Consider the following 21,086-nt stretch of genomic DNA (forward strand, 5'->3'; position numbering starts at 1 on the left):
ACACCATGACAGGTAATGACACGTTGAGTCTGGATAACACTTATCGTTTTTGGCGTCGCCGCTTAATGCTATCAATGATTATTGGTTATGCCACTTTTTACCTTACACGAAAAAGCTTTAATTTCGTGATGCCAGTTATGCAAAGTGAATTGTTTCTCGATAAAAGCGATATCGGCTGGATAGCCACTGCGTTTTACCTTACCTACGGTATTTCAAAGTTTTTATCGGGTATTTTTCACGATATTACAGGATATCGCTGGTTTATGGGGGCAGGCTTAGTGATGACTGGGTTGCTAAATATCGTATTCGCCTATTGCTTATCGTTCCCTGCTTTATTAGTGGTGTGGACATTAAATGGTTTTTTCCAAGGTTGGGGATGGCCTCCTTGCGCACGTATCTTAACCCATTGGTATTCACGCAATGAACGTGGCTTTTGGTGGGGGTTATGGAATATCTCGATTAACCTTGGTGGAATGCTGCTGCCTTTATTGACAGCGCTATTAGCCACCCAATATAGCTGGCAGATGGCTTTAATTGTTCCTGGGGTAATTGGCGTGGTTGTTGGTTTATGGCTATGTAGTCAGTTACGAGGAACACCACAAGAAGAGAATCTTCCTAGCGTGGGCCAATGGCGAAAAGATGTGCTGGAATTACGCCAAGAGCGTTTGTCTCCGCCAATGCCAATGCTCTTGATTTTAAAAGAGAGCATTGTTTTTAACCGCATGATTTGGTTATTAGGTTTCTCTTATATCTTAGTTTATTTGATCCGCATGGCAATAAATGATTGGGGAAACCTATGGTTAACAGAAACACACGGTACCAACTTACTGAGTGCTAACGCAACATTATCGTTATTTGAATTAGGTGGCTTATTAGGGGCTCTTTGTTCTGGCTGGGGTTCAGACCTTTTGTTTCGCGGCCAACGCGCCCCCATGATTTTACTGTTTTCATTGGGCCTGTGTGTTTCAGTCAGCGCCTTATGGTTAACGCCAATTCATCATTATGCATTATTGGCTGTATGTTTTTTTGCTATCGGCTTTTTTGTTTTTGGACCACAAATGTTAATCGGTCTAGCTGCAACAGAATATTGTCATAAAAAAGCAGCTGGAGCGGTAACAGGCTATCTTGGCTTGTACGCCTATTTAGGTGCCGCAATTGCTGGATGGCCACTCTCTCAGGTCATTGCACGTTATGGTTGGTCAGGGATGTTTACCTTGCTCGCCAGTGCAGCGGCTCTGATGGGGCTACTGCTAATGCCTCTTTTGATTGCCAATGTCAGCAAACGGGAGCACTTAGCAGGCACTGTTTCACCCTCTGATAATAAAACCTGAAAAAAGGACTGACAATGAAACTGAAAACTCTCTCTACGCTTATCGCTGCGGGTTTGTCACTTGCAGCAATCACTACCACTGCAAATGCCGCAGGCCGTCTGGTGGTTTACTGTAGCGCAACTAATGCCATGTGCGAAACAGAAACCCAAGCTTTCGCGAAAAAATACGATGTCAAAACCACATTTGTTCGTAACGGTTCTGGCAGTACTTTAGCTAAAATTGAAGCAGAAAAACGCAATCCACAAGCTGATGTATGGTATGGCGGTACATTAGACCCTCATTCACAGGCGGGGGAAATGGATTTACTCGAACCCTATAAATCGCCAAAATTATCTGAAATCATGCCTCAGTTCCAAGACCCTGCGAAACGTAAAGGGAACTATTCTTCCGCGGTTTACATTGGTATTTTAGGCTTTGGCGTAAATAAAGACCGCTTAAAAGAAAAAGGTTTACCTATCCCAACTTGCTGGAAAGACCTGACTAAACCTGAATATAAAGGCGAAATTCAAATTGCTGACCCACAAAGCTCAGGGACAGCTTATACCGCACTGGCCACTTTTGACCAGCTATGGGGAAATGAACAAGCTTTTGATTATCTGAAAAAACTGAATGCGAATATTTCACAATACACCAAGTCAGGGATTGCACCGGCACGTAATGCGGCTCGAGGTGAGTCTGCTATTGGTATCGGGTTCTTACATGATTATTCATTAGAAGTCGAAAATGGCGCACCATTAGAGCTTATTGCACCTTGTGAAGGTACAGGCTATGAAATTGGCGGTATCAGTATCCTTAAAAATGCGCGCAATATGGATAACGCCAAACTATTCGTTGATTTTGTCCTCTCTAAAGAAGCGCAAGAACTTAGTTGGAAAGAAGGTAAATCTTACCAGATTTTAACCAATACCACTGCGGAGTCTTCCCCAGTTTCATTAAAACTCAATGACTTAAACCTAATTAACTATGATATGGATAAATACGGGGATGCAGATGTCCGTAAAAATCTGATCAATAAATGGGTTACTGAAGTAAAAATGAGCAAATAACAATTTGGTGCGGCGTTAATACGCCGCATTGAGCACTTACTTAACTAAAATAAAAATTAATTTAATTAAGCTCAAAATAGTTTGTGTCATGGCTAAACACCCTGCTTACACAAAATATAATGAGCTTAGGGGGATCTATGTCTCAAACCCTAACACTGACACCACCTAAAAAGCGAGATAGCACCTTTTTCTGGTTGTTATTAGCTTGGATTGGTTTTGCTTTGCTACCTTCTTGGAGCCTTGATTATGGCTTACTTGATTCTACGCAAGATGAAATCCTTGCCGCGTATGGTTGGAGCAGCTTAAACATTAGTTGGCTTTGGTATTTATTGCCTTCTATTTTATTTATTCGCCCGTTAACACCTGCGGATCGCTATCATAAAACTCGCCATTATTTGGATATTGGCATTGCAGTAGCAACGGTTGCTGTAGTCATTTTGACCTCTTATCTTGAAGGAAAAGGCTTAGGCTACTCTTCGATAGTGTTATTTATCGCCCTTGGCATGGTGATGACTCTCGCACTAACACGCCTTGAATGGCTTGGTGGCGACCAGTTTGTTATTGGTTCACTCATCACTGTTGTCACCCTGATTGCGCTGTTTATTGTTTTTCCGAGCGTAGCTATTTTTATTCCCATGTTCACCGATGGTAATGGCGATTTTGCTCCCTTTGCGTTTGTAGCGATTTTGACACAATCACATATTGTTCAAGTCATTATTAACTCAATCTTTTTATCATTGGCGGTCGGTGCTGGCTGTACCTTCTTTGGTTTAATTTTAGCTATTTACACCACTCGTATTGCGAAACGCTCCGCAATTATTGGCCGTATTTTCTCAATATTACCCATCGTAACTCCGCCATTCGTTGTCGGTTTGGGTGTTACGTTGATGATGGGGCGTTCTGGGTATATCACCGAATTTCTCGCGGCCTATATGGGGTTAGAAAATACCAACTGGTTATACGGTTTTACTGGTATTTGGCTAGCTCAAGTCCTCGCCTTTACCCCTATGTCATTTATGATTTTGGATGGGGCAATTAAAACTATTCATCCATCATTAGAAGAAGCTTCGTATACCTTACGAGCTAACCGCTACCAAACCTTTTTTAATGTGTTTATGCCATTACTGAAACCTGCACTGGCTAACGCATTCTTAATTGTCATCGTTCAGTCATTAGCCGATTTTAGTAACCCATTAGTGTTAGGCGGTAACTTCGATGTTCTAGCAACACAAATTTATTTTTATATCACAGGTTCTCAGCTCGATTATCAAGCAGCAAGTACCTTGGGTGCATCACTATTAGTTTTCTCACTATTAGTGTTCTGCGTTCAATATATGTGGATAGGTAAGCGTTCCTATGTCACTGTTTCGGGCAAATCGTATCGCGGTGATGTACAACCATTACCTGTGTCATTAATTGCTACTGTAACTACCTTCTTAGCTATTTGGGTTGCCTTTAACGTATTGTTATACGGTAGTATTTTCTATGGTAGCTTCACGGTAAACTGGGGCGTTGATTACACATTAACCTTCGATAACTTTATTAAGTTATTCGGTCAAGGTATGAGTGACGGCGCATGGCCATCCTTATTAGATACTCTTCTGTACGCGGGTATTGCTGCACCAATCACCGCCATACTCGGCTTGTTAATTGCTTATATCGTCGTTCGCCAAGATTTTCGTGGTAAAAAAACCATCGAATTTACCACCATGCTGTGCTTTGCCGTACCGGGAACAGTGGCTGGTGTGTCATACATTTTAGCCTTTAATGACTCGCCATTTTACTTAACTGGTACCGCAGCTATCGTCATTATATCGATGACCATGCGTAATGTTCCGGTCGGTATCCGTGCCGGTATTGCGGGCTTAGGGCAAATTGATAAATCGTTAGATGAAGCCTCACTCAGCTTACGGGCAGGCTCCATGCGCACCATTTTCTTTATCCTGTTGCCATTACTGCGCCCTGCGATTTTATCGGCTTTGATTTATAGCTTCGTGCGAGCGATCACGACAGTAAGTGCCATTGTATTCTTGGTAACCCCCGATACTCGCGTAGCAACTGCCTACATTCTTAATCGTGTTGAGGATGGTGAATACGGCGTGGCAATTGCTTATGGTTCAATACTGATTGTCGTCATGTTGGCCATTATTTTCTTATTTGACTATTTAATTGGCGAAGCCCGTGTTTCACGTTCCAAAGCCAAAAATGCACAGTTATCATGGAGTAACTGACATGACACAACATAATTTTGTTGAATTAAAAAATGTGACTAAACGCTTTGGTACCAATACGGTCATCGACGATTTAAGTCTTTCTATTCCACAAGGTAGTATGGTGACCTTATTAGGTCCCTCTGGCTGTGGTAAAACCACGGTATTACGTTTAGTCGCAGGGTTAGAAAAACCCACAGAAGGACGGATGTTTATAGATGGTGAGGATGTTACCGATCGTTCAATCCAACAACGTGATATTTGTATGGTTTTCCAATCATATGCCCTATTCCCTCATATGTCGTTAGGGGACAACGTCGGTTATGGTTTGAAAATGTTAGGCTTACCTAAAGCTGAAATCAGAAAACGTGTTGACGAAGCACTAGAATTGGTTGATTTAGCTGGCTTTGCTGACCGTTTTGTTGACCAAATTTCTGGTGGCCAGCAACAGCGTGTTGCTTTAGCTCGTGCCTTGATCCTCAAACCTAAAGTGTTGTTATTTGATGAGCCATTAAGTAACTTAGATGCCAATTTACGCCGTAGCATGCGTGAAAAAATCCGTGAATTACAGCAACAGTTTAACATCACCTCGTTATACGTGACCCATGACCAAAGTGAAGCCTTCGCCGTTTCCGATATGGTTTTGGTGATGAACAAAGGGAAAATCATGCAATTAGGTTCTCCACAAGAACTGTACCGTCAGCCTGCCTCAAGGTTCATGGCCAGCTTTATGGGAGATGCGAATATTTTCCCTGCCACACTGACTCATGATTCAGTAAATATTTTTAATTATCACTTACCTCGCCCAGCACAACTAGCAACGGATAATACGGAAATCACTGTCGGTGTACGCCCTGAAGCTATCACACTTAGCTTACAAGGTGACGATAGCCAACGCTGTACTGTCACTCATGTGGCTTATATGGGGCCTCAATATGAGGTCACTGTTGATTGGCATGGTCAATCCATGTTGTTGCAAATTAATGCCACACAATTGCAGCCAACAGTAGGGGAAAACCTTTATTTACAGATCCACCCCTATGGCATGTTTATTCTTGAGTAATGTTCCACTCTTTAAATAATGCTTAATGTGGTTAGGCAACAGGTAAGTGAAATACCAGAGTAAAGTACAAGGAAGTAACCACGTTAAGGAGCATTAAAGACTAGCTTAGCTAACAACAGAATAACTTGGCATTTGTGAATAACTCGTCGCCCCTCCGCCCTTTAGGGTGGAGGAGTACGCAGCACCGATAGGAAGTTTAATCACTAAAAGCATGTAAGCCGTTATTTGAATATCAAACTTTATTTTTTTCTAAAAAAATAATTAACATACTTAAAAGAATAAATAACATACCGATTATCATTGAAATTGTCATAGACTCATCTAAAAGATAAGATGAGATCATGACACTAATGATTGGTGAAATAAGAATTGAGTATGATGACAGTTTAACACCGCCGAGCCCTATCATGTAATACCAAAGAATATAAACAATCACCCCATTAGCCAGCCCCATATAGATAATTGGAATATATACAGTCCAAAGAAATTCAGGATGTATATTACTCAATATGTTTACATCAACATCTAAAAATGGCATTAACAATACAAGAAAAATCAATGAGACTATATTTTGGTAAAATACTTTTGAAGTTAGGTTTATTTTTAAGACGATTTTTTCAGATAAAATGGTTCCTATCGCCCACATGAGTGCACTTAATAGAATTATCGCTTCGCCAATGCTTATGCCAGATGGCGCTATAAATATAAAAATACCACTAATACATAATAAAGACACAATTATTGAACGAAATTCAATATGTTTATTCATTATGCCCAGCAAGAGTGTTGCCATTACTGGCATTGTATAAACAAGTACAGACGCCTTTACCGCTTCAGTATGCTTTAACGCCAAACTATTTAATATAGGAACCAAAAAAACATTCAAAAAACCAAGTGGGATACTTTTTAAAAAGCATTGAATATTAAACCGATATCGACCAATAATGAAAAATACAAAACACAAAAAACAACTGAAATAACTAATGAATAGATTCTAAAACCCCAAACACCTACTTGGTCAATTGCCAGTTTTGATATTGGAAATGCACTCCCCCATATTAATGACATTAAAGTAGCACAAAAAAGCACTTTAATCTTTTTCATTATACCTCACAACTAATGCCATTCTTTTGCTTATTTTATTAGATGTTACTGTAGAAACAAAATGTGGGATTTTTCTTTTTTTTGTGTCAAAAATTAAAATGTTTAGATATGATGGGATAAATGTTTCTAAAATTTCTTTTTTTTCGTTATCTAATATCATCGTTAACCCTCCATAGTTCGCTTCCCATTCCTTTGTTAAGTTAATCACGATGCCTATACCATCATCGGAGTCACAATGTGTAGTTAAAAAATCATTTTTATCAAACTTGCTTAAATATATGTTTGATATCATGTTTACTTTCTTTCCAGTTATACTCCATAAAAAATCTTTAAATTTAACATCATCAACAACCGCAATTAAATCAACTAAAATTATTTTAATTTCATCAAAGCATATTCTTCTAAATGAAAATGAAAACTCGCCATTATCTCTATCCTCAAATGCTATTGTTTTTTCATAATTGATACTCTCTATATCAGTGTCAGAAAGATAAAAATCGCTTACCCCTCGCCTATTTTTTATAATAAAACTCCATTTATCCTCTTCAATATTATTAATTAAATTTAAATTAACTTCAAATTCAGGAAAAAAATCTTTTATTGAAAAACTAGTATACCCATTACTTAAAAATTCTTTGTTATGCTTACTTATCCCCATTAAACAGATTCTCCTCTGAAAAACTCAAGTCCCTAAGTGAGATTGTAACTTTCCTTCCTTCCAATGAGATAGCATCATATTTAGTAATAACTTTAATTACTTGGTCAACCACTAACCCTGACATTACAGCTAGTGATGGTGAGCTTTGCCAAGCATTAACAGTTCTCACCCCATTTAAAAACTGTTGCTTCATTCTTGCTTCTTGAAACTCTTTCACTGTCGGGTCATCACTATAGAATGTTTTTTTAATTTGATGTTTAACATCAAAGTATGTTTTCCCTATTTGATTATTTAAATAAATAGGTCCTATGGATATTTCATGTGGGTCCCCACCAAGTTCAATGATAGGTATCGATTTATCAATAGCAACTTTGTGTATTACCTCCTCTACCGTATTTTTTTTGTAGTAGCCTAAACTTGCCCATGCAAGTAAAATCATATCAACATTATTAAGTAAATCATTAATTCTATTTTCATTTGGCGTTAAAAATTCAAAAAACTTTTCTATTTTAGTGTGTTTATTATGCTTATATATCCCATTTTCAGCTGAGTCAACTTTTCTTTTTCCGATATCCTCCTCTGTATATAAGACTTGTCTATTTAGGTTTGATAATTCGACAATATCACCATCAACAATCCTTAACGTTCCAACCCCCATTAATGCAAGTTGTAATGAGCACCATGTTCCCCATCCACCCATTCCCAGCACTAAAACTCTGCTTTTTTTCAATCTTTACGACTCTAATATAACTTCTTCATCTTCATTATACATCGCAATTTCTTCGCTAATTGAAGATATACGCTCAGTTAAATCATGTAATATTATTTCATTTTCCATATTTTCACCTAGAATAAATGTAATTTTAATTAAATATTATCCACATTGATAACATTAAGATTAAAAATGATTAAATTAAGACAGTCAATATCAATAGAGAAACAAAAAAACTAACCATATAACAATAAAAAATACTGATAATTCATATTATTTAAATATATGCATGCTATTTTAAACCTCATAAAAAAACCAGCGCTTAAGTCTCCTTAAACGCTGGTTTTTAATAGCAGGATTAATTATAAGAATGCTTTATATGGCAGTTCAGGTTCATTTTTAAAAATATCATTAAAGCCACGGAAATGCTGATAATGTATGCGGTCTTTATCTGTTGGGTAAGTATACTTACCACCTACCTGCCAGAAAAACGGCGCAAATTTGTATTGTAAACGCTCTTTTTTCATATTCCATAAAACTTCTATTTCACGTGGGTCATTTTGGAAGTTGGCCCAAATATCATGGTGGAATGGAATAACTCGCTCGCAATCAAGTGACTCCGCAGCACGCAAAATATCAGATGAAGTCATTTTGTCCGTGACTCCACGGGGGTTCTCTCCAAAAGAAAGCAATGCCACGTCAATATTATAACGGTTACCATGTGCTGCGTAATAATTTGAATAGTGAGAATCACCTGAGTGATAAATAGAACCACCTGTTGTTTCAATTAAATAATTCACCGCACGGTAATCCATACCATCTAGGATTTCTTTATCATAAGAAGACACGCCTTGCGGTAGCGTAACCAGTGCTGTACGGTCGAAAGAATCGAGTACACGAATTTTCATGTCTCCGACTTCAATCACATCCCCCACCTTTGCCACAACACAACGCTCTGTAGGAACGCCCCATTTGGTCCATAAATCAACACAAGCTTGCGGGCCAATAAATTTAACGTGTTCACCGCAATTTTGTAATACTGCGGCTGCGACATTGACATCAATATGGTCGGCATGGTCATGGGAGGCTAATACCGCATCAATTTGTTTAATTGCAAATGGGTCGAGAGGAAAAATAGAGGTTCTTAGGTTAGGCTGTAATGCTTCTACCCCTCCCATGCGCATCATTTGGTGTTGCTTATTCATCAACGGATTTTTCTGCGTTTTTTTACCTGTCCCACACCAAAAATCGATAGAAATATTGGTATTACCTGCACTTTTCAGCCAAATTCCTGTACAGCCTAACCACCACATTGAGAATGTGTTTGGCTCAACAGCCGTTTTTTCAATTTCTTCATTCAACCAAGTTCCCCACTCAGGAAACGTACTTAAAATCCAAGATTCACGTGTGATTTCATTTACTTTACTCATAGTATTAATACCTTTTTCCAGAATTTTGAATGTAGGGAGCTTGGAGCCTTAATAGAGCATTAAGGCTCTTAGCAAGATAGGATTAAATTCAATAAACCAAATATATGAAGGAATTAGACCAGTATGACCCGTGTTCCCTGTGCTTCAATGGCTTTAATAACTTCAGGGTTAGCGTTTTTTCCAGTAATTAAAACATCAATTTTATTTGCTGGGCAAAAGAGCATTCCTGTTCGATGCCCCACCTTAGAACTGTCAACCACCACCACGAGCTTATCGATTTGGTCAAGCATCTGTTGTTCAGCCACCGCCGTTAACATATCCGCTTTATACAAGCCGGCCTCTGTTAAGCCTTTGCCCGATGTAAACATCCAGTTACCTGCATAACCCATTAAGCTGTTCAGAGCTGGGTTTAAAAAAATATTTTGTGCCTTGTTGTACTGGCCACCAATTAAAATAACATCGTCGTGGTCTTGGTCTATTAAATAGCTTGCTAGCGGAAAATAATTGGTCACTATCTGTACGTTTTTCCCGCACAATTGCTGCCCAAGAAGGAACGCTGTTGAACCGCAGTTAATTACCGCGCTCTCACCGGGTAAACAGATTTCTGCCGCCTTAACCGCTATTTGTGATTTTTCCTCGTAGTGGTCAGTACTGTTAATATTTAACGGTGTCCACTTACGCTTTTTATTTTCAATTCTTTCTGCACCATTACGGACTTTTCGTAACTTACCTTGCTCATCTAACTTAGAAATATCGCGACGAGCCGTTGCAGGAGACACATTAAAGTGATCGGTAATATGAGAAACGTTGATCACCCTATTTGTTTCTAATAAAGACAATATTTCATTGTGTCTTTGCACTTCATTCATAACTATCGTCCTGTTAATAAGTAATCACCCTATGATTAAGTTTGATTACTTGTGATTGGTTTTGATTCTATTTATCTCGCTATTAGTTGTCAACCTTTGTCGCAACAAAAAACAAATATTTACTATGAATAAAAAAATAGCATTGATTTTATTGATATTTTTAAATTTTACGTGATCAAGTCGCCATTTATTTATTTTTTTGCTGGTAAAAAAACAGACAAATGCAAACAATCATAAAAGATCAGACGGTGATTACATATGATTACTTTTGGTTTTTTAACGACATTTTATAGGTTTAAAATGATTATATCGCAAGAACACCAGATACGATCAATATGATTAATCTCTACCCCATATAAATTACAAAAACAATTTGATTAGAGGTAAAAATATGGATTTTTTATACGACGCTTTCTATATTTTTTACAGCCAGGTAATGACAAAAGCGCCTCTATTATTAGGCTTAGTCACTTTTATTGGTTACTGGCTTTTGAAGCGTGACGGTACCACAATTCTTAAAGGAACAATCAAAACCATTGTCGGCTTTATGTTAGTCAGTGTTGGTGCCAGTACTCTGGTCTCCAGCTTCAAACCCGTGATTGAAAAAATGTCTGAATATCATGGCCTCACCGGTTCAGTCATTGACCCTTATACCTCCATGATGGCCACTATGGAAACCATGGGGGATGACTATTCATGGGTGGGTTATACGGTATTGTTAGCACTTGCACTTAACATCCTACTGGTACTCTTTCGCCGTATTACCGGTATCCGCACCATCATGCTGACGGGACATATCATGTTCCAGCAAGCAGGATTGATTGCTGTTTTCTATTTTGTACTTGGCGCAAGTATGTGGGAAACCATTATCTACTCTGCGGTTTTAATGGCGTTATATTGGGGGATTTCCTCCAATATTATGTTTAAACCTACGCAGGAAGTCACTGGTGGGGCTGGTTTCTCAATTGGCCACCAGCAACAATTTGCCTCATGGATAGCCACTAAAGTCGCACCAAAATTAGGAGATAAAAAAGACAGCGTAGATAATTTAAACTTACCAAAATGGTTACACATCTTCCACGATAGTATTTCTGCAACAGCGATTGTGATGACCTTGTTCTTTGGGGTTATCCTGATTTCCTTCGGCATTCCAAACCTACAATCAATGGCAGGCACAACACACTGGACCATCTATATTATTGAGACTGGGCTAAAATTTGCGGTAGCCATTCAAATTATTGTAACCGGCGTGCGTATGTTTGTGGCTGAATTATCGGAAGCTTTTAAAGGTATTTCAGAACGAGTGATCCCAAATGCAGTGCTCGCGATTGACTGTGCGGCTATCTACGCCTTTTCACCAAATGCAATGGTATTTGGCTTTATGTGGGGGGCAATTGGCCAATTTGTTGCCGTACTCGGTATGCTGGCATTTAGCTCCCCTATTATGATTATCCCAGGCTTTATCCCGATGTTTTTCTCAAACGCCACTATCGGTATTTTCGCTAACCACTTTGGGGGCTGGAAAGCCGTGATGAAAGTATGTTTTGTCATGGGAGTCATAGAAATATTAGGCTCGGCATGGGCGATTGATTTGATTAACCGCCAAGGCACTGATTTCAGCGGCTGGATGGGTATGGCCGACTGGGCATTAGCCTTCCCTGTTATTATGCAAGGGTTATCATTTTCAAAAATGTTTTTCTTTGTTGTCGTGGCGTTAGCCGTTGTCTATATGTACTTTGCGGCTAAAAAACTACGCGCAGAGGAAGATGCACAAGCCGCTTTAGGGCCTATTACTGAGCTAGAAGAAACTGAAGAACCACCCGAAGCTACATTTGAAAACCCCAGTGTTAAACCCGTTAGGATTTTAGCCGTTTGCGGTAATGGACAAGGTTCATCAATGATGATGAAAATGAAAATTGGTCAATACCTTGAGAAAAAAGGCATTCCCCATGTAATGGACTCCTGCGCAGTATCTGACTATAAGTCAAAATTAACGGCAACAGATATTATCGTTTCTTCAAAACACCTAAGTGCTGAGATGGACCCAGGTGAAGGCAAGTTTGTTTTAGGCGTACAAAATATGCTCAATCCACATTCGTTTGGTGATGAACTGCTCAGTATTATTCATACTAATTTTCTAGCAAATAAATAGCATCACTGAGGAATTATGACCTTAAATGTTCATTTAATATTAAAAGGAAGACAATGATGGGGTTTAAACAGTCATTAATTGATAATAATTCAATCCAGCTACAAGCATCCGCAACCAACTGGCGTGATGCCATTAAAATCGGTACGGATATGCTGGTCGCTTCTGGCGCAATCAAACCCGCCTACCATGATGCGATTATCAGTAGCGTCGAAAAACTCGGTCCTTACATTTGTATCGCGCCCAATCTCGCACTTCCCCATGCTAGGCCTGAAGATGGTGTGATCCGCACGGCTTTTGCCCTTGTCACATTAGAAAGCCCCATTATTTTTGATGGGGAAGAGGAACCCGTCGATGTGCTGATCACTCTTGCTGGCAGTTCATCAGATGAACACATGGAAGGCTTAATGGAAGTCACTCGCGTTCTTGATGATGAAGACAGTGAAACAGGCGTTGACCTCAATAAATTGCGCCGCTGTCGAACGATTGATGATGTTTATCAGGTTATTGATCAAGCATTATGCTAATTTAATGATAACAAAAGAAAATCACTAATTAGCTATAGAGGTAATCCACTATGTATAAAGTATTAGCACTTGATTTGGATGGCACCGTACTCACTCAGGATCACACAATTCACCCTGAAGTCAGACAAGCCATTCAGGCAGCAACAAAGCAATGTCACGTTATGATTGTAACGGGACGCCATCATACCGCTGCTCGCCCTTATTATGATGAGCTAGGGCTAACCACGCCTATTATTTGTTGCAATGGTACTTATATCTATGATTACCAAAACGAAAAAGTTATCACGCACAATGCACTCACCAAACAAAATGCACTCACTTTTATCGAACTCGCGCAACAAGACAAGCTGAAAATGGTGATGTATATCACTGATGCCATGGTGTATTCAAAAGTCGATCCTATCGATTACATGAATGCAATGGAGCAATGGGCTAACGACCCAACAATGGCCCATCCACCCAAAATTTATCGTATTGATTCATTTGAAGAACAAGTCCAGCACGCTGACTATATTTGGAAGTTTGTTGTCGAAGGTGAACCCGCTACATTACAACGTTTCTTGAATTCCCCTTGGATAAAACAAACTTTTAATGCAGAAAAGTCATGGTCAAACCGTTTCGATTTCGCCGCTAAAGGCAATAATAAAGGAATACGTTTAGCTGAACACCTTAACTCTCTGGGGTATCAACCAAACCAAGTTATCGCTGTCGGCGATAATCACAACGATATCTCCATGATTGAGCTAGCGGGCTTAGGAGTTGCAATGAAGAATGCCGATGATACCGTGAAATCCCACGCAGATGTCGTTTGTGCTACAGATAACAATGGTGATGGCCTTGCGCGTTTGATACGTGAAAATATTCTAGGACAATCACAATGACCAAACCTTTGATCCAAATTGCATTAGACCAAACTGACTTACAATCCGCTTTAAACGTCGCTGAAAATGTGCACTCCTTTGTCGATATTATTGAAGTAGGAACAATTTTAGCCTTTGCGGAAGGAATGAATGCCGTTGCCACGTTACGCAAACAATACCCAAACCATATTATTGTTTGTGATATGAAAACTACCGATGGCGGTGCCATTCTTTCCCGTATGGCCTTTGAGGCTGGTGCAGATTGGATCACCGTTTCCGCGGCGGCTCATATCGCCACTATCGCCGCCTGTAAAAAAGTCGCCGATGAATTTAACCGGGAAATCCAAATCGAAATCTATGGTAATTGGACATTTGAAGATGCTAAAAACTGGGTTGAACTTGGTATCTCACAAGCCATATACCACCGGTCTCGTGATGCTGAACTCGCTGGTATTGGTTGGACTAACGAAGATATTGAAAAAATGCGTCAGCTTTCTGACCTTGGGCTAGAACTGTCTATCACTGGCGGTATCGTTCCTGAGGATATCCACTTATTCAATGGCATCAAAGCGAAAGCGTTTATCGCTGGGAGAGCCTTAGTTGGTGAAACAGGGAAGCAGACCGCAGAAGCATTGCGTGAACAAATCAATCGCTTTTGGAAATAGTGTTTTCGCCCCCACTCGCTAAAAAAACAGGCCAGAAGAAAAATCAACTGGCCTGATAAACAACCTTAATTAACTATTAACCTAATTGTTTACGTGCATTACGGAAAATTCGCATCCATGGGCTATCTTCTCCCCAGTTTTCAGGGTGCCATGAGTTACTCACCGTACGGAAAACACGCTCTGGGTGAGGCATCATAATAGTGGCTCGCCCATCTTTTGTGGTAACCGAAGTGATCCCATTAACTGACCCATTCGGGTTAGCTGGATACTGCTCAGTCACTTGACCATAATTATTCACAAAACGCATGGCTACTAGCCCATTGTCTTCTAACTGCTGTAAATGTGCCGCACCACGAGCCTCTACCTGCCCCTCGCCATGAGAAACCGCTATCGCCATGCGAGAGCCAGCCATATTTTGCAGCAATAATGACGGGCTATTCGCAATTTCAACTAAACTAAAGCGGGCTTCAAAACGTTCTGAGCGGTTACGAACAAAACGTGGCCAGTACTCTGCTCCTGGGATCAGCTCATGTAAGTTTGACATCATTTGGCAACCATTACAGACCCCTAAGGATAAGGTATCAGGACGATTAAAGAATGCCGCAAACTCATCACGAACTTTATTATTGAACAAAATTGATTTTGCCCAACCTTCCCCCGCCCCTAATACATCACCATAAGAGAAGCCGCCACAAGCTACCAGTGTTTGGAATTGACTCAGGGATAAATTCCCCGCTAACAAGTCACTCATATGAACATCAACCGCATCAAAACCTGCACGGTCAAAAGCGGCTGCCATTTCAACATGAGAGTTAACACCTTGTTCGCGCAATACCGCCACTTTTGGACGTACACCTGATAAAATATATGGCGCGGCGACGTCATCTTCAATATCAAAAGTCAGATGAGCATGTAAACCAGGGTCTTGGTCATCTTGTTTCATCGCGTGCTCTTCATCAGCACACACTTCGTTATCACGCAGACGTTGCATTTGCCATGTTGTTTCAGCCCACCATTGGCGCAGTTGGCTACGAGAGCCATGATAAACCACCGTATCGCGACTATTAATTATCACCGCATCATCTTGCGTCGCCGTCCCCAAATAATGAATACAAGAGGCCAAGCCAGCCTGAGCAAAGCATTCTTCTACATAAGATTTATCCGCGCCATTAATTTGGATCACAGCTCCAAGTTCTTCATTGAATAACGCGGCAAGAGTGTCTTCATCGAATGAGCTAATATCAACATTGATCCCACAGTGCCCTGCAAAAGCCATTTCCGCTAATGTGACAAACAAACCGCCATCTGAACGGTCGTGATAAGCGAGTAATTTTTGCTCTGATAATAATTTCTGCACAGTATTAAAGAAGCCGAGCAGCAACTCAGGGCTGCGTACATCAGGGGCTTTGTTGCCTAATTGGCGATAAACTTGTGCGAGTGCAGAACCACCTAATGCATTGTGGCCTTGACCAAGGTCAATCAATAATAATGCGTTATCTGTCGATGTTTTTAATTCAGGAGTCACTGTTAAACGCACATCTTCTACACGCCCAAATGCAGTGATCACCAATGAGAGTGGTGACGTCATTTCACGTTCCTCACCCTCATGTTGCCAACGTGTTTTCATTGACATTGAGTCTTTACCAACAGGGATGGTTAACCCTAATGCAGGGCAAAGCTCTTCACCGACGGCTTTAACCGCTTCATATAACCCAGCATCTTCCCCTGGATGCCCTGCTGCTGCCATCCAGTTTGCTGACAATTTGACGCGTTTTAAATCTTGAACGTAAGAACAGGCGATATTTGTTAACGCTTCACCGACAGCCATACGTGCAGAGGCCGCGAAATCTAATAGTGCTACCGGCGTTCTTTCGCCGATAGACATCGACTCACCATAGTAGCTATCTAAGCTTGCTGTTGTTACTGCGCAATCTGCAACAGGGATCTGCCATGGCCCGACCATTTGGTCGCGAGCGACCATCCCGGTAACGGTACGGTCACCAATCGTAATTAAGAACGTTTTCTCAGCCACCGCAGGTAAATGAAGTACACGTTTAACCGCTTCATTTAGGTTAATCGTTGTTCTATCTAATGCATCGGCTTCTGCTTTCAGGGTTTTCACATCCCTAAGCATTTTCGGCGTTTTACCCAGTAGCACATCCAACGGCATATCAATAGGTTGATTATTAAAATGCTGGTCATTTAGCGTTAAATGGCGTTCTTCTGTTGCTTCACCAATCACTGCAAATGGCGCACGCTCACGCTCACAAATTGCCGTAAATACAGGAAGCTGTTCTGGTGAAACAGCCATAACATAGCGTTCTTGTGACTCATTACACCACACTTCTAATGGGCTCATTCCCGGCTCATCATTGAGGATTTTACGCAGTTCAAAGCGACCTCCACGGCCCCCATCACTGACTAGCTCAGGCATAGCATTTGACAGACCACCAGCGCCCACATCATGAATAAATAAGATTGGGTTATCATCACCAAGCTGCCAACACCTATCGATAACCTCTTGGCAGCGACGCTCCATCTCTGCATTATCACGTTGCACGGAGGCAAAATCTAAATCAGCATCGGATTGACCTGACGCCATAGATGATGCAGCACCTCCCCCTAAACCAATATTCATGGAAGGGCCGCCAAGTACTACTAATTTAGCACCTACGGTGATCTCACCTTTTTGAACATGGTCCGCTCGGATATTACCAATACCGCCCGCTAGCATAATTGGTTTGTGGTAGCCTCGTAATTCTTCACCATTATGGCTGTTAACTTTTTCTTCATAGGTACGGAAGTAACCCAATAACGCAGGACGGCCAAACTCATTATTAAATGCCGCCCCCCCAAGAGGCCCTTCCATCATAATGTCCAGCGCAGTAACAATCCGCTCAGGTTTACCGAAATCCTCTTCCCATGGCTGCTCAAAGCCCGGAATTCGTAAGTTAGAAACAGAAAAACCAACTAAGCCTGCTTTTGGTTTTGCACCACGACCTGTGGCCCCTTCATCACGAATTTCACCACCAGACCCTGTTGCAGCACCAGGCCACGGAGAGATTGCCGTTGGGTGGTTGTGTGTCTCTACTTTCATTAAAATATGTGCATCTTCTTGATGATAACGATAAGTGCGCCCTTCTGGATCAGGGAAGAAGCGGCCAACTGATGAGCCTTCCATTACCGCAGCATTATCTTTATATGCAGATAAAACGTGATCAGGTGTTTTCTCAAAGGTATTTTTAATCATTTTAAACAGCGATTTCGGCTGTTCTTCACCGTCAATAACCCAATCTGCGTTAAAAATTTTATGGCGGCAGTGTTCTGAGTTTGCTTGTGCAAACATATATAATTCAACGTCTGTTGGGTTACGCTTCAAGCCTGTAAAAGCATTTAGCAGATAATCTATTTCATCATCAGCCAATGCTAACCCCATTTCTTTATTTGCTGTTTCTAATGCAAGGCGTCCACCAGCAATAATATCAACCACTTTCATGGGAGCTGGTTGTTGCTGCGCAAACAACGCACTGGCTTGTTCAAAAGAAGAAAAAATAGTTTCCATCATGCGGTCATGCAAAATAGTGATTACATCATGCCATTGTTCTTGGGTTAAGTTGTCCCCTTGAACATAGTAAGCAATTCCGCGTTCAATACGTTTCACTTGAGTAAGACCGCAGTTATGCGCGATATCCGTTGCTTTAGAAGACCATGGAGAAATCGTCCCCGGACGTGGGGTCACTAGAATCAGCTTACCGAATGGGTCATGCTCCGCCAGAGAAGGACCATACTTTAACAAACTGCTCAGTTTGCCTTGCTCACTTTCACTTAACGGCGCTGACAGCTCAGCAAAGTGCATATATTCAGCATAAATATCCGTAACAGGGAGCTGTTTTTCTGCGAACAGCGCCAAAAGGCGGGTAATACGAAATGCTGATAGAGCAGGTGAACCACGCAAAATTTCCATAGTCTTAATTTCTCTCTTTTAAACGCCAGCCCTGAACATAAAGCAGGGAAACCGAAGGACATTATAGAGCAATGTTCATCAATACGAAACCGTTTGCGTGATTAAAAATGAAGCGGTTAGTTAAATATTATTATGTGCTAAATACGATAATATAGGTTGCACCGATCTTGATTGTTGAGCAAAATAGCCAACCACTGGAATTATAACCATTACTTAGCCATACTCTTTTTAGGTATACCAGCACCAGTTAATGCACGAGAAACTATTATTTGAATAACTTAAAAGTTAACTATCTAATCATCCTAGTTATCACGCTACTGGCTACAATGGTCATTGGTTTTAACGTCCGTTGGCCAAATACACAAGATTCACAAATTAATAGAATTATATCTCAAGGTGAATTACGTATTAGTGCTGTTAGCTCACCACTTATCTATATAGATGAGCAAAAACAGTTGCGCGGATTTGACTATGAACTCGCCCAAGGGTTTGCCTCATATCTTGGTGTTAAACTAAAAATCACCATTCGCCCAAATTTTGAGCAGATTTTTGATGATCTTGAAAATGGGGATGCAGATATCGCTGTCGCTGGGCTACTTTATAATAAAGAAAGGTTAGCAAAAACTAAAACTGGACCAAGTTACCTTAATGTCACCCAGCAACTCGTATATAGAAAGGGAACCACGAGGCCAAAATCTTTCAATGATATTGATGGCAAACTACTGGTCACCTCTGGTACCGCCCATGCTAGCACGCTAAAGGAGCTTGCTAAGGAATACCCAAATCTAAAATGGGAAGAAACATCTCAATATACTACAAATCAAATACTTGAGATGCTAGCTGATGGTGAAATCGATTATACACTAGAAGATTCTATCGCCATCGCTTTACAGCAGCGCATCCATCCTCAAATTGCTGTCGCTTTTGACCTATTAGATGACCATGCTGTTACCTGGTATATGCGACGTAGTCAAGAAAATAGCTTAGATGCCGCATTACTGGACTTTTTCAATCTCAGCAATGAAAGTGAATTATTAGCACGGTTAAATGAAAAGTATTTTAGCCACGTAGAGTCATTCGATTACTTTGATACCATGGCATTTATTAAAGCTATCGATAATAAACTACCTGACTACCAACCTTTATTTGAAAAATATGCCCAAGAGATAGATTGGAAACTACTCGCAGCAATTGCATGGCAAGAATCTCACTGGGACCCCCTTGCAACTTCTCCTACCGGGGTTCGTGGCTTAATGATGTTAACAAAGCCAACGGCAGCAACGATGGGAATTGCCGATAGGTTAGACGCAGAAGAAAGTATTAAAGGCGGTGCTGCTTATATTGCTTATATAATGGACCGGTTACCCGAAACCATCGCAGAAGATGACCGAATTTGGTTCGCTCTTTCAGCTTATAATATGGGATATGGCCATATGCAGGATGTGCGTAAACTAACGGAAATGCTAGGTGGGGACCCAAATCGGTGGTTTGATGTTAAAGCACGGTTACCATTACTGACCCAAAAGAAATATTATTCACAGCTAACCTATGGCTATGCTCGTGGGCATGAGGCTTATCGCTATGTTGAAAATATTCGTCGATATCATCAAAGCCTAGTCGGTTATTTGCAAAGCCGAGAAAGAAAACAACATACGCTTGATATTGCTCAAAAGTCATTAACTTACTTGATTTCGCCTGATAACTTAAAAACTACAGGGGCTAACCCAACTGAAAATCAGTCACCTACTACAGAAAAAGTTAGCATTAAAAACCTGGGGGCGATGAGCTCCTCTAACCAAACACCTAAAATCCATAACATGGAAAAGCTATCCTTAGGCCATTATTTGATTTCGCCTTATTCATTACAAGATGAAACAGAGACTGATAACCCAGTACCAGTTCCACCACTTAAATCCCCAGATAACCCGCTTTAAACCTACGAATTAATAGCAAATCGGATAGTGAAATAACACCGCTAACTCTGTTGACGCTTTTGTGCTTTTTTCTGCTCTCTGCGCATTTTAAAAAAAGCACTAAGCATTGAAGAACACTTTTCGGCTAAGACTCCGCCAGTCACATCCACATAATGATTTAACCCAGCTTGCCCCATAATATTAATATAAGAACCACAAGCCCCTGTTTTAAAATCTTTAGCGCCATACACGACACGACCAATTCGGCTGTGAATTATCGCTCCTGCACACATGATGCAAGGCTCTAATGTGACATATAATGTGGTATCTAATAAACGGTAGTTGCTCAGAGCTTGCCCTGCTTGTTGCAAAGCAATAATTTCAGCATGGGCTGTCGGGTTGTGGTCAATAATGGAACGATTCCAGCCTGAAGCAATTAGTTGATTATCTTTAACAAGTAACGCCCCCACCGGGATTTCGCCTATCTCTTGCGCTTTCAACGCTAGCTCTAGGGCTTGTTGCATCCAAAACTCATCAATTTCTATTTGCGTCACTCTTACCTCTGTTCAATACATTTTATGTATT

The 21,086-nt window shown here is 40.6% G+C and carries 18 protein-coding genes; 9 read left to right on the plus strand and 9 right to left on the minus strand.

Annotated elements, in window-relative coordinates:
* Positions 1–5: 5 nt before the first annotated feature.
* The 4 genes from uhpC (at position 6) to fbpC (ending at position 5,650) form a co-directional block, all read left to right on the plus strand.
* Positions 6–1,331: an MFS transporter family glucose-6-phosphate receptor UhpC gene (gene uhpC / locus RB151_RS14055; protein WP_071548214.1), complete on the plus strand. Its 1,326-nt coding sequence runs from the start codon at positions 6–8 to the stop codon at positions 1,329–1,331.
* A gap of 14 nt (positions 1,332–1,345) precedes the next feature.
* A complete protein-coding gene (locus RB151_RS14060) occupies positions 1,346–2,377 on the plus strand; it encodes an ABC transporter substrate-binding protein (protein ID WP_042844675.1) in 1,032 nt (343 codons plus the stop codon).
* A 137-nt stretch (positions 2,378–2,514) separates the two neighbouring features.
* Positions 2,515–4,608, plus strand: a complete 2,094-nt coding sequence (locus tag RB151_RS14065) for an ABC transporter permease (protein WP_071548215.1) — start codon at positions 2,515–2,517, stop codon at positions 4,606–4,608.
* A gap of 1 nt (position 4,609) precedes the next feature.
* On the plus strand, positions 4,610–5,650 hold the full coding sequence (fbpC, locus tag RB151_RS14070; protein ID WP_042844680.1) for a ferric ABC transporter ATP-binding protein: 1,041 nt from the start codon (positions 4,610–4,612) through the stop codon (positions 5,648–5,650).
* Between the two features lie 232 nt (positions 5,651–5,882).
* On the opposite strand, the gene RB151_RS14075 is transcribed toward fbpC, so the two are convergent.
* The 7 genes from RB151_RS14075 to ulaR all read right to left on the minus strand — a co-directional run bounded on the left by RB151_RS14075 (position 5,883) and on the right by ulaR (position 10,423).
* The gene (locus tag RB151_RS14075) at positions 5,883–6,614 is read right to left on the minus strand and encodes a DMT family transporter (RefSeq protein ID WP_071548216.1); all 732 of its coding nucleotides are present in this window, start codon (positions 6,612–6,614) and stop codon (positions 5,883–5,885) included.
* The gene (locus RB151_RS24350; protein ID WP_237071549.1) at positions 6,557–6,754 is read right to left on the minus strand and encodes a hypothetical protein; all 198 of its coding nucleotides are present in this window, start codon (positions 6,752–6,754) and stop codon (positions 6,557–6,559) included. The genes RB151_RS14075 and RB151_RS24350 overlap by 58 nt, the downstream gene beginning before the upstream one ends.
* Positions 6,741–7,412, minus strand: a complete 672-nt coding sequence (locus RB151_RS14080) for a 2OG-Fe(II) oxygenase family protein (protein WP_048607861.1) — start codon at positions 7,410–7,412, stop codon at positions 6,741–6,743. The genes RB151_RS24350 and RB151_RS14080 overlap by 14 nt, the downstream gene beginning before the upstream one ends.
* The gene (locus tag RB151_RS14085; RefSeq protein WP_225832970.1) at positions 7,399–8,142 is read right to left on the minus strand and encodes a ThiF family adenylyltransferase; all 744 of its coding nucleotides are present in this window, start codon (positions 8,140–8,142) and stop codon (positions 7,399–7,401) included. Before RB151_RS14085 ends, RB151_RS14080 begins: the two co-directional genes overlap by 14 nt.
* 3 nt (positions 8,143–8,145) lie before the next feature.
* Positions 8,146–8,250 carry a pantocin A family RiPP gene (locus RB151_RS14090; protein WP_071548218.1) on the minus strand — a complete coding sequence of 35 codons (105 nt, stop codon included), beginning with the start codon at positions 8,248–8,250 and terminating at the stop codon, positions 8,146–8,148.
* 236 nt (positions 8,251–8,486) lie between these two features.
* A complete protein-coding gene (gene ulaG / locus RB151_RS14095) occupies positions 8,487–9,554 on the minus strand; it encodes an L-ascorbate 6-phosphate lactonase (protein WP_071548219.1) in 1,068 nt (355 codons plus the stop codon).
* A 113-nt stretch (positions 9,555–9,667) separates the two neighbouring features.
* Positions 9,668–10,423, minus strand: coding sequence for an HTH-type transcriptional regulator UlaR (ulaR, locus tag RB151_RS14100; RefSeq protein ID WP_042844690.1), 756 nt, complete (start codon positions 10,421–10,423; stop codon positions 9,668–9,670).
* Positions 10,424–10,814: 391 nt separating this feature from the next.
* Here ulaR and RB151_RS14105 point away from each other — a divergent pair, with 391 nt between their 5' ends.
* Genes RB151_RS14105 through RB151_RS14120 form a run of 4 tightly spaced genes read left to right on the plus strand, consistent with a single transcriptional unit; the run spans position 10,815 to position 14,624 of the window.
* Positions 10,815–12,575: a PTS ascorbate-specific subunit IIBC gene (locus RB151_RS14105; RefSeq protein ID WP_042844692.1), complete on the plus strand. Its 1,761-nt coding sequence runs from the start codon at positions 10,815–10,817 to the stop codon at positions 12,573–12,575.
* Between the two features lie 56 nt (positions 12,576–12,631).
* Entirely contained in the window at positions 12,632–13,099 is a 468-nt protein-coding gene (locus RB151_RS14110) for a PTS sugar transporter subunit IIA (protein ID WP_042844695.1), read from the plus strand.
* A gap of 50 nt (positions 13,100–13,149) precedes the next feature.
* Positions 13,150–13,980: a Cof-type HAD-IIB family hydrolase gene (locus RB151_RS14115; RefSeq protein ID WP_048607865.1), complete on the plus strand. Its 831-nt coding sequence runs from the start codon at positions 13,150–13,152 to the stop codon at positions 13,978–13,980.
* On the plus strand, positions 13,977–14,624 hold the full coding sequence (locus RB151_RS14120) for a 3-keto-L-gulonate-6-phosphate decarboxylase UlaD (RefSeq protein WP_048607868.1): 648 nt from the start codon (positions 13,977–13,979) through the stop codon (positions 14,622–14,624). Before RB151_RS14115 ends, RB151_RS14120 begins: the two co-directional genes overlap by 4 nt.
* Before the next feature lie 76 nt (positions 14,625–14,700).
* On the opposite strand, the gene purL is transcribed toward RB151_RS14120, so the two are convergent.
* A complete protein-coding gene (purL, locus tag RB151_RS14125) occupies positions 14,701–18,588 on the minus strand; it encodes a phosphoribosylformylglycinamidine synthase (RefSeq protein ID WP_071548220.1) in 3,888 nt (1,295 codons plus the stop codon).
* 269 nt (positions 18,589–18,857) lie between these two features.
* Here purL and mltF point away from each other — a divergent pair, with 269 nt between their 5' ends.
* Positions 18,858–20,522 (plus strand): membrane-bound lytic murein transglycosylase MltF, encoded by a 1,665-nt coding sequence (mltF, locus tag RB151_RS14130; RefSeq protein WP_071548221.1) that lies wholly within the window; start codon positions 18,858–18,860, stop codon positions 20,520–20,522.
* A 41-nt stretch (positions 20,523–20,563) separates the two neighbouring features.
* Here mltF and tadA read toward each other — a convergent pair whose 3' ends face one another.
* Positions 20,564–21,055, minus strand: a complete 492-nt coding sequence (gene tadA, locus RB151_RS14135) for a tRNA adenosine(34) deaminase TadA (RefSeq protein WP_042844704.1) — start codon at positions 21,053–21,055, stop codon at positions 20,564–20,566.
* Positions 21,056–21,086 lie beyond the last annotated feature (31 nt).

It is taken from the genome of Providencia rettgeri, assembly GCF_001874625.1.
Lineage (GTDB): Bacteria > Pseudomonadota > Gammaproteobacteria > Enterobacterales > Enterobacteriaceae > Providencia > Providencia huashanensis.

What these genes read in the sequence shown, in the direction of transcription:
- uhpC (WP_071548214.1), top strand. Translation starts at nt 6, where the DNA reads ATGACAGGTAATGACACGTTGAGTCTGGATAACACTTATCGTTTTTGG.
- RB151_RS14060 (WP_042844675.1), top strand. Translation starts at nt 1,346, where the DNA reads ATGAAACTGAAAACTCTCTCTACGCTTATCGCTGCGGGTTTGTCACTT.
- RB151_RS14065 (WP_071548215.1), top strand. Translation starts at nt 2,515, where the DNA reads ATGTCTCAAACCCTAACACTGACACCACCTAAAAAGCGAGATAGCACC.
- fbpC (WP_042844680.1), top strand. Translation starts at nt 4,610, where the DNA reads ATGACACAACATAATTTTGTTGAATTAAAAAATGTGACTAAACGCTTT.
- RB151_RS24350 (WP_237071549.1), bottom strand. Translation starts at nt 6,754, where the DNA reads ATGAAAAAGATTAAAGTGCTTTTTTGTGCTACTTTAATGTCATTAATA.
- RB151_RS14080 (WP_048607861.1), bottom strand. Translation starts at nt 7,412, where the DNA reads ATGGGGATAAGTAAGCATAACAAAGAATTTTTAAGTAATGGGTATACT.
- RB151_RS14090 (WP_071548218.1), bottom strand. Translation starts at nt 8,250, where the DNA reads ATGGAAAATGAAATAATATTACATGATTTAACTGAGCGTATATCTTCA.
- ulaG (WP_071548219.1), bottom strand. Translation starts at nt 9,554, where the DNA reads ATGAGTAAAGTAAATGAAATCACACGTGAATCTTGGATTTTAAGTACG.
- ulaR (WP_042844690.1), bottom strand. Translation starts at nt 10,423, where the DNA reads ATGAATGAAGTGCAAAGACACAATGAAATATTGTCTTTATTAGAAACA.
- RB151_RS14105 (WP_042844692.1), top strand. Translation starts at nt 10,815, where the DNA reads ATGGATTTTTTATACGACGCTTTCTATATTTTTTACAGCCAGGTAATG.
- RB151_RS14110 (WP_042844695.1), top strand. Translation starts at nt 12,632, where the DNA reads ATGGGGTTTAAACAGTCATTAATTGATAATAATTCAATCCAGCTACAA.
- RB151_RS14115 (WP_048607865.1), top strand. Translation starts at nt 13,150, where the DNA reads ATGTATAAAGTATTAGCACTTGATTTGGATGGCACCGTACTCACTCAG.
- RB151_RS14120 (WP_048607868.1), top strand. Translation starts at nt 13,977, where the DNA reads ATGACCAAACCTTTGATCCAAATTGCATTAGACCAAACTGACTTACAA.
- purL (WP_071548220.1), bottom strand. Translation starts at nt 18,588, where the DNA reads ATGGAAATTTTGCGTGGTTCACCTGCTCTATCAGCATTTCGTATTACC.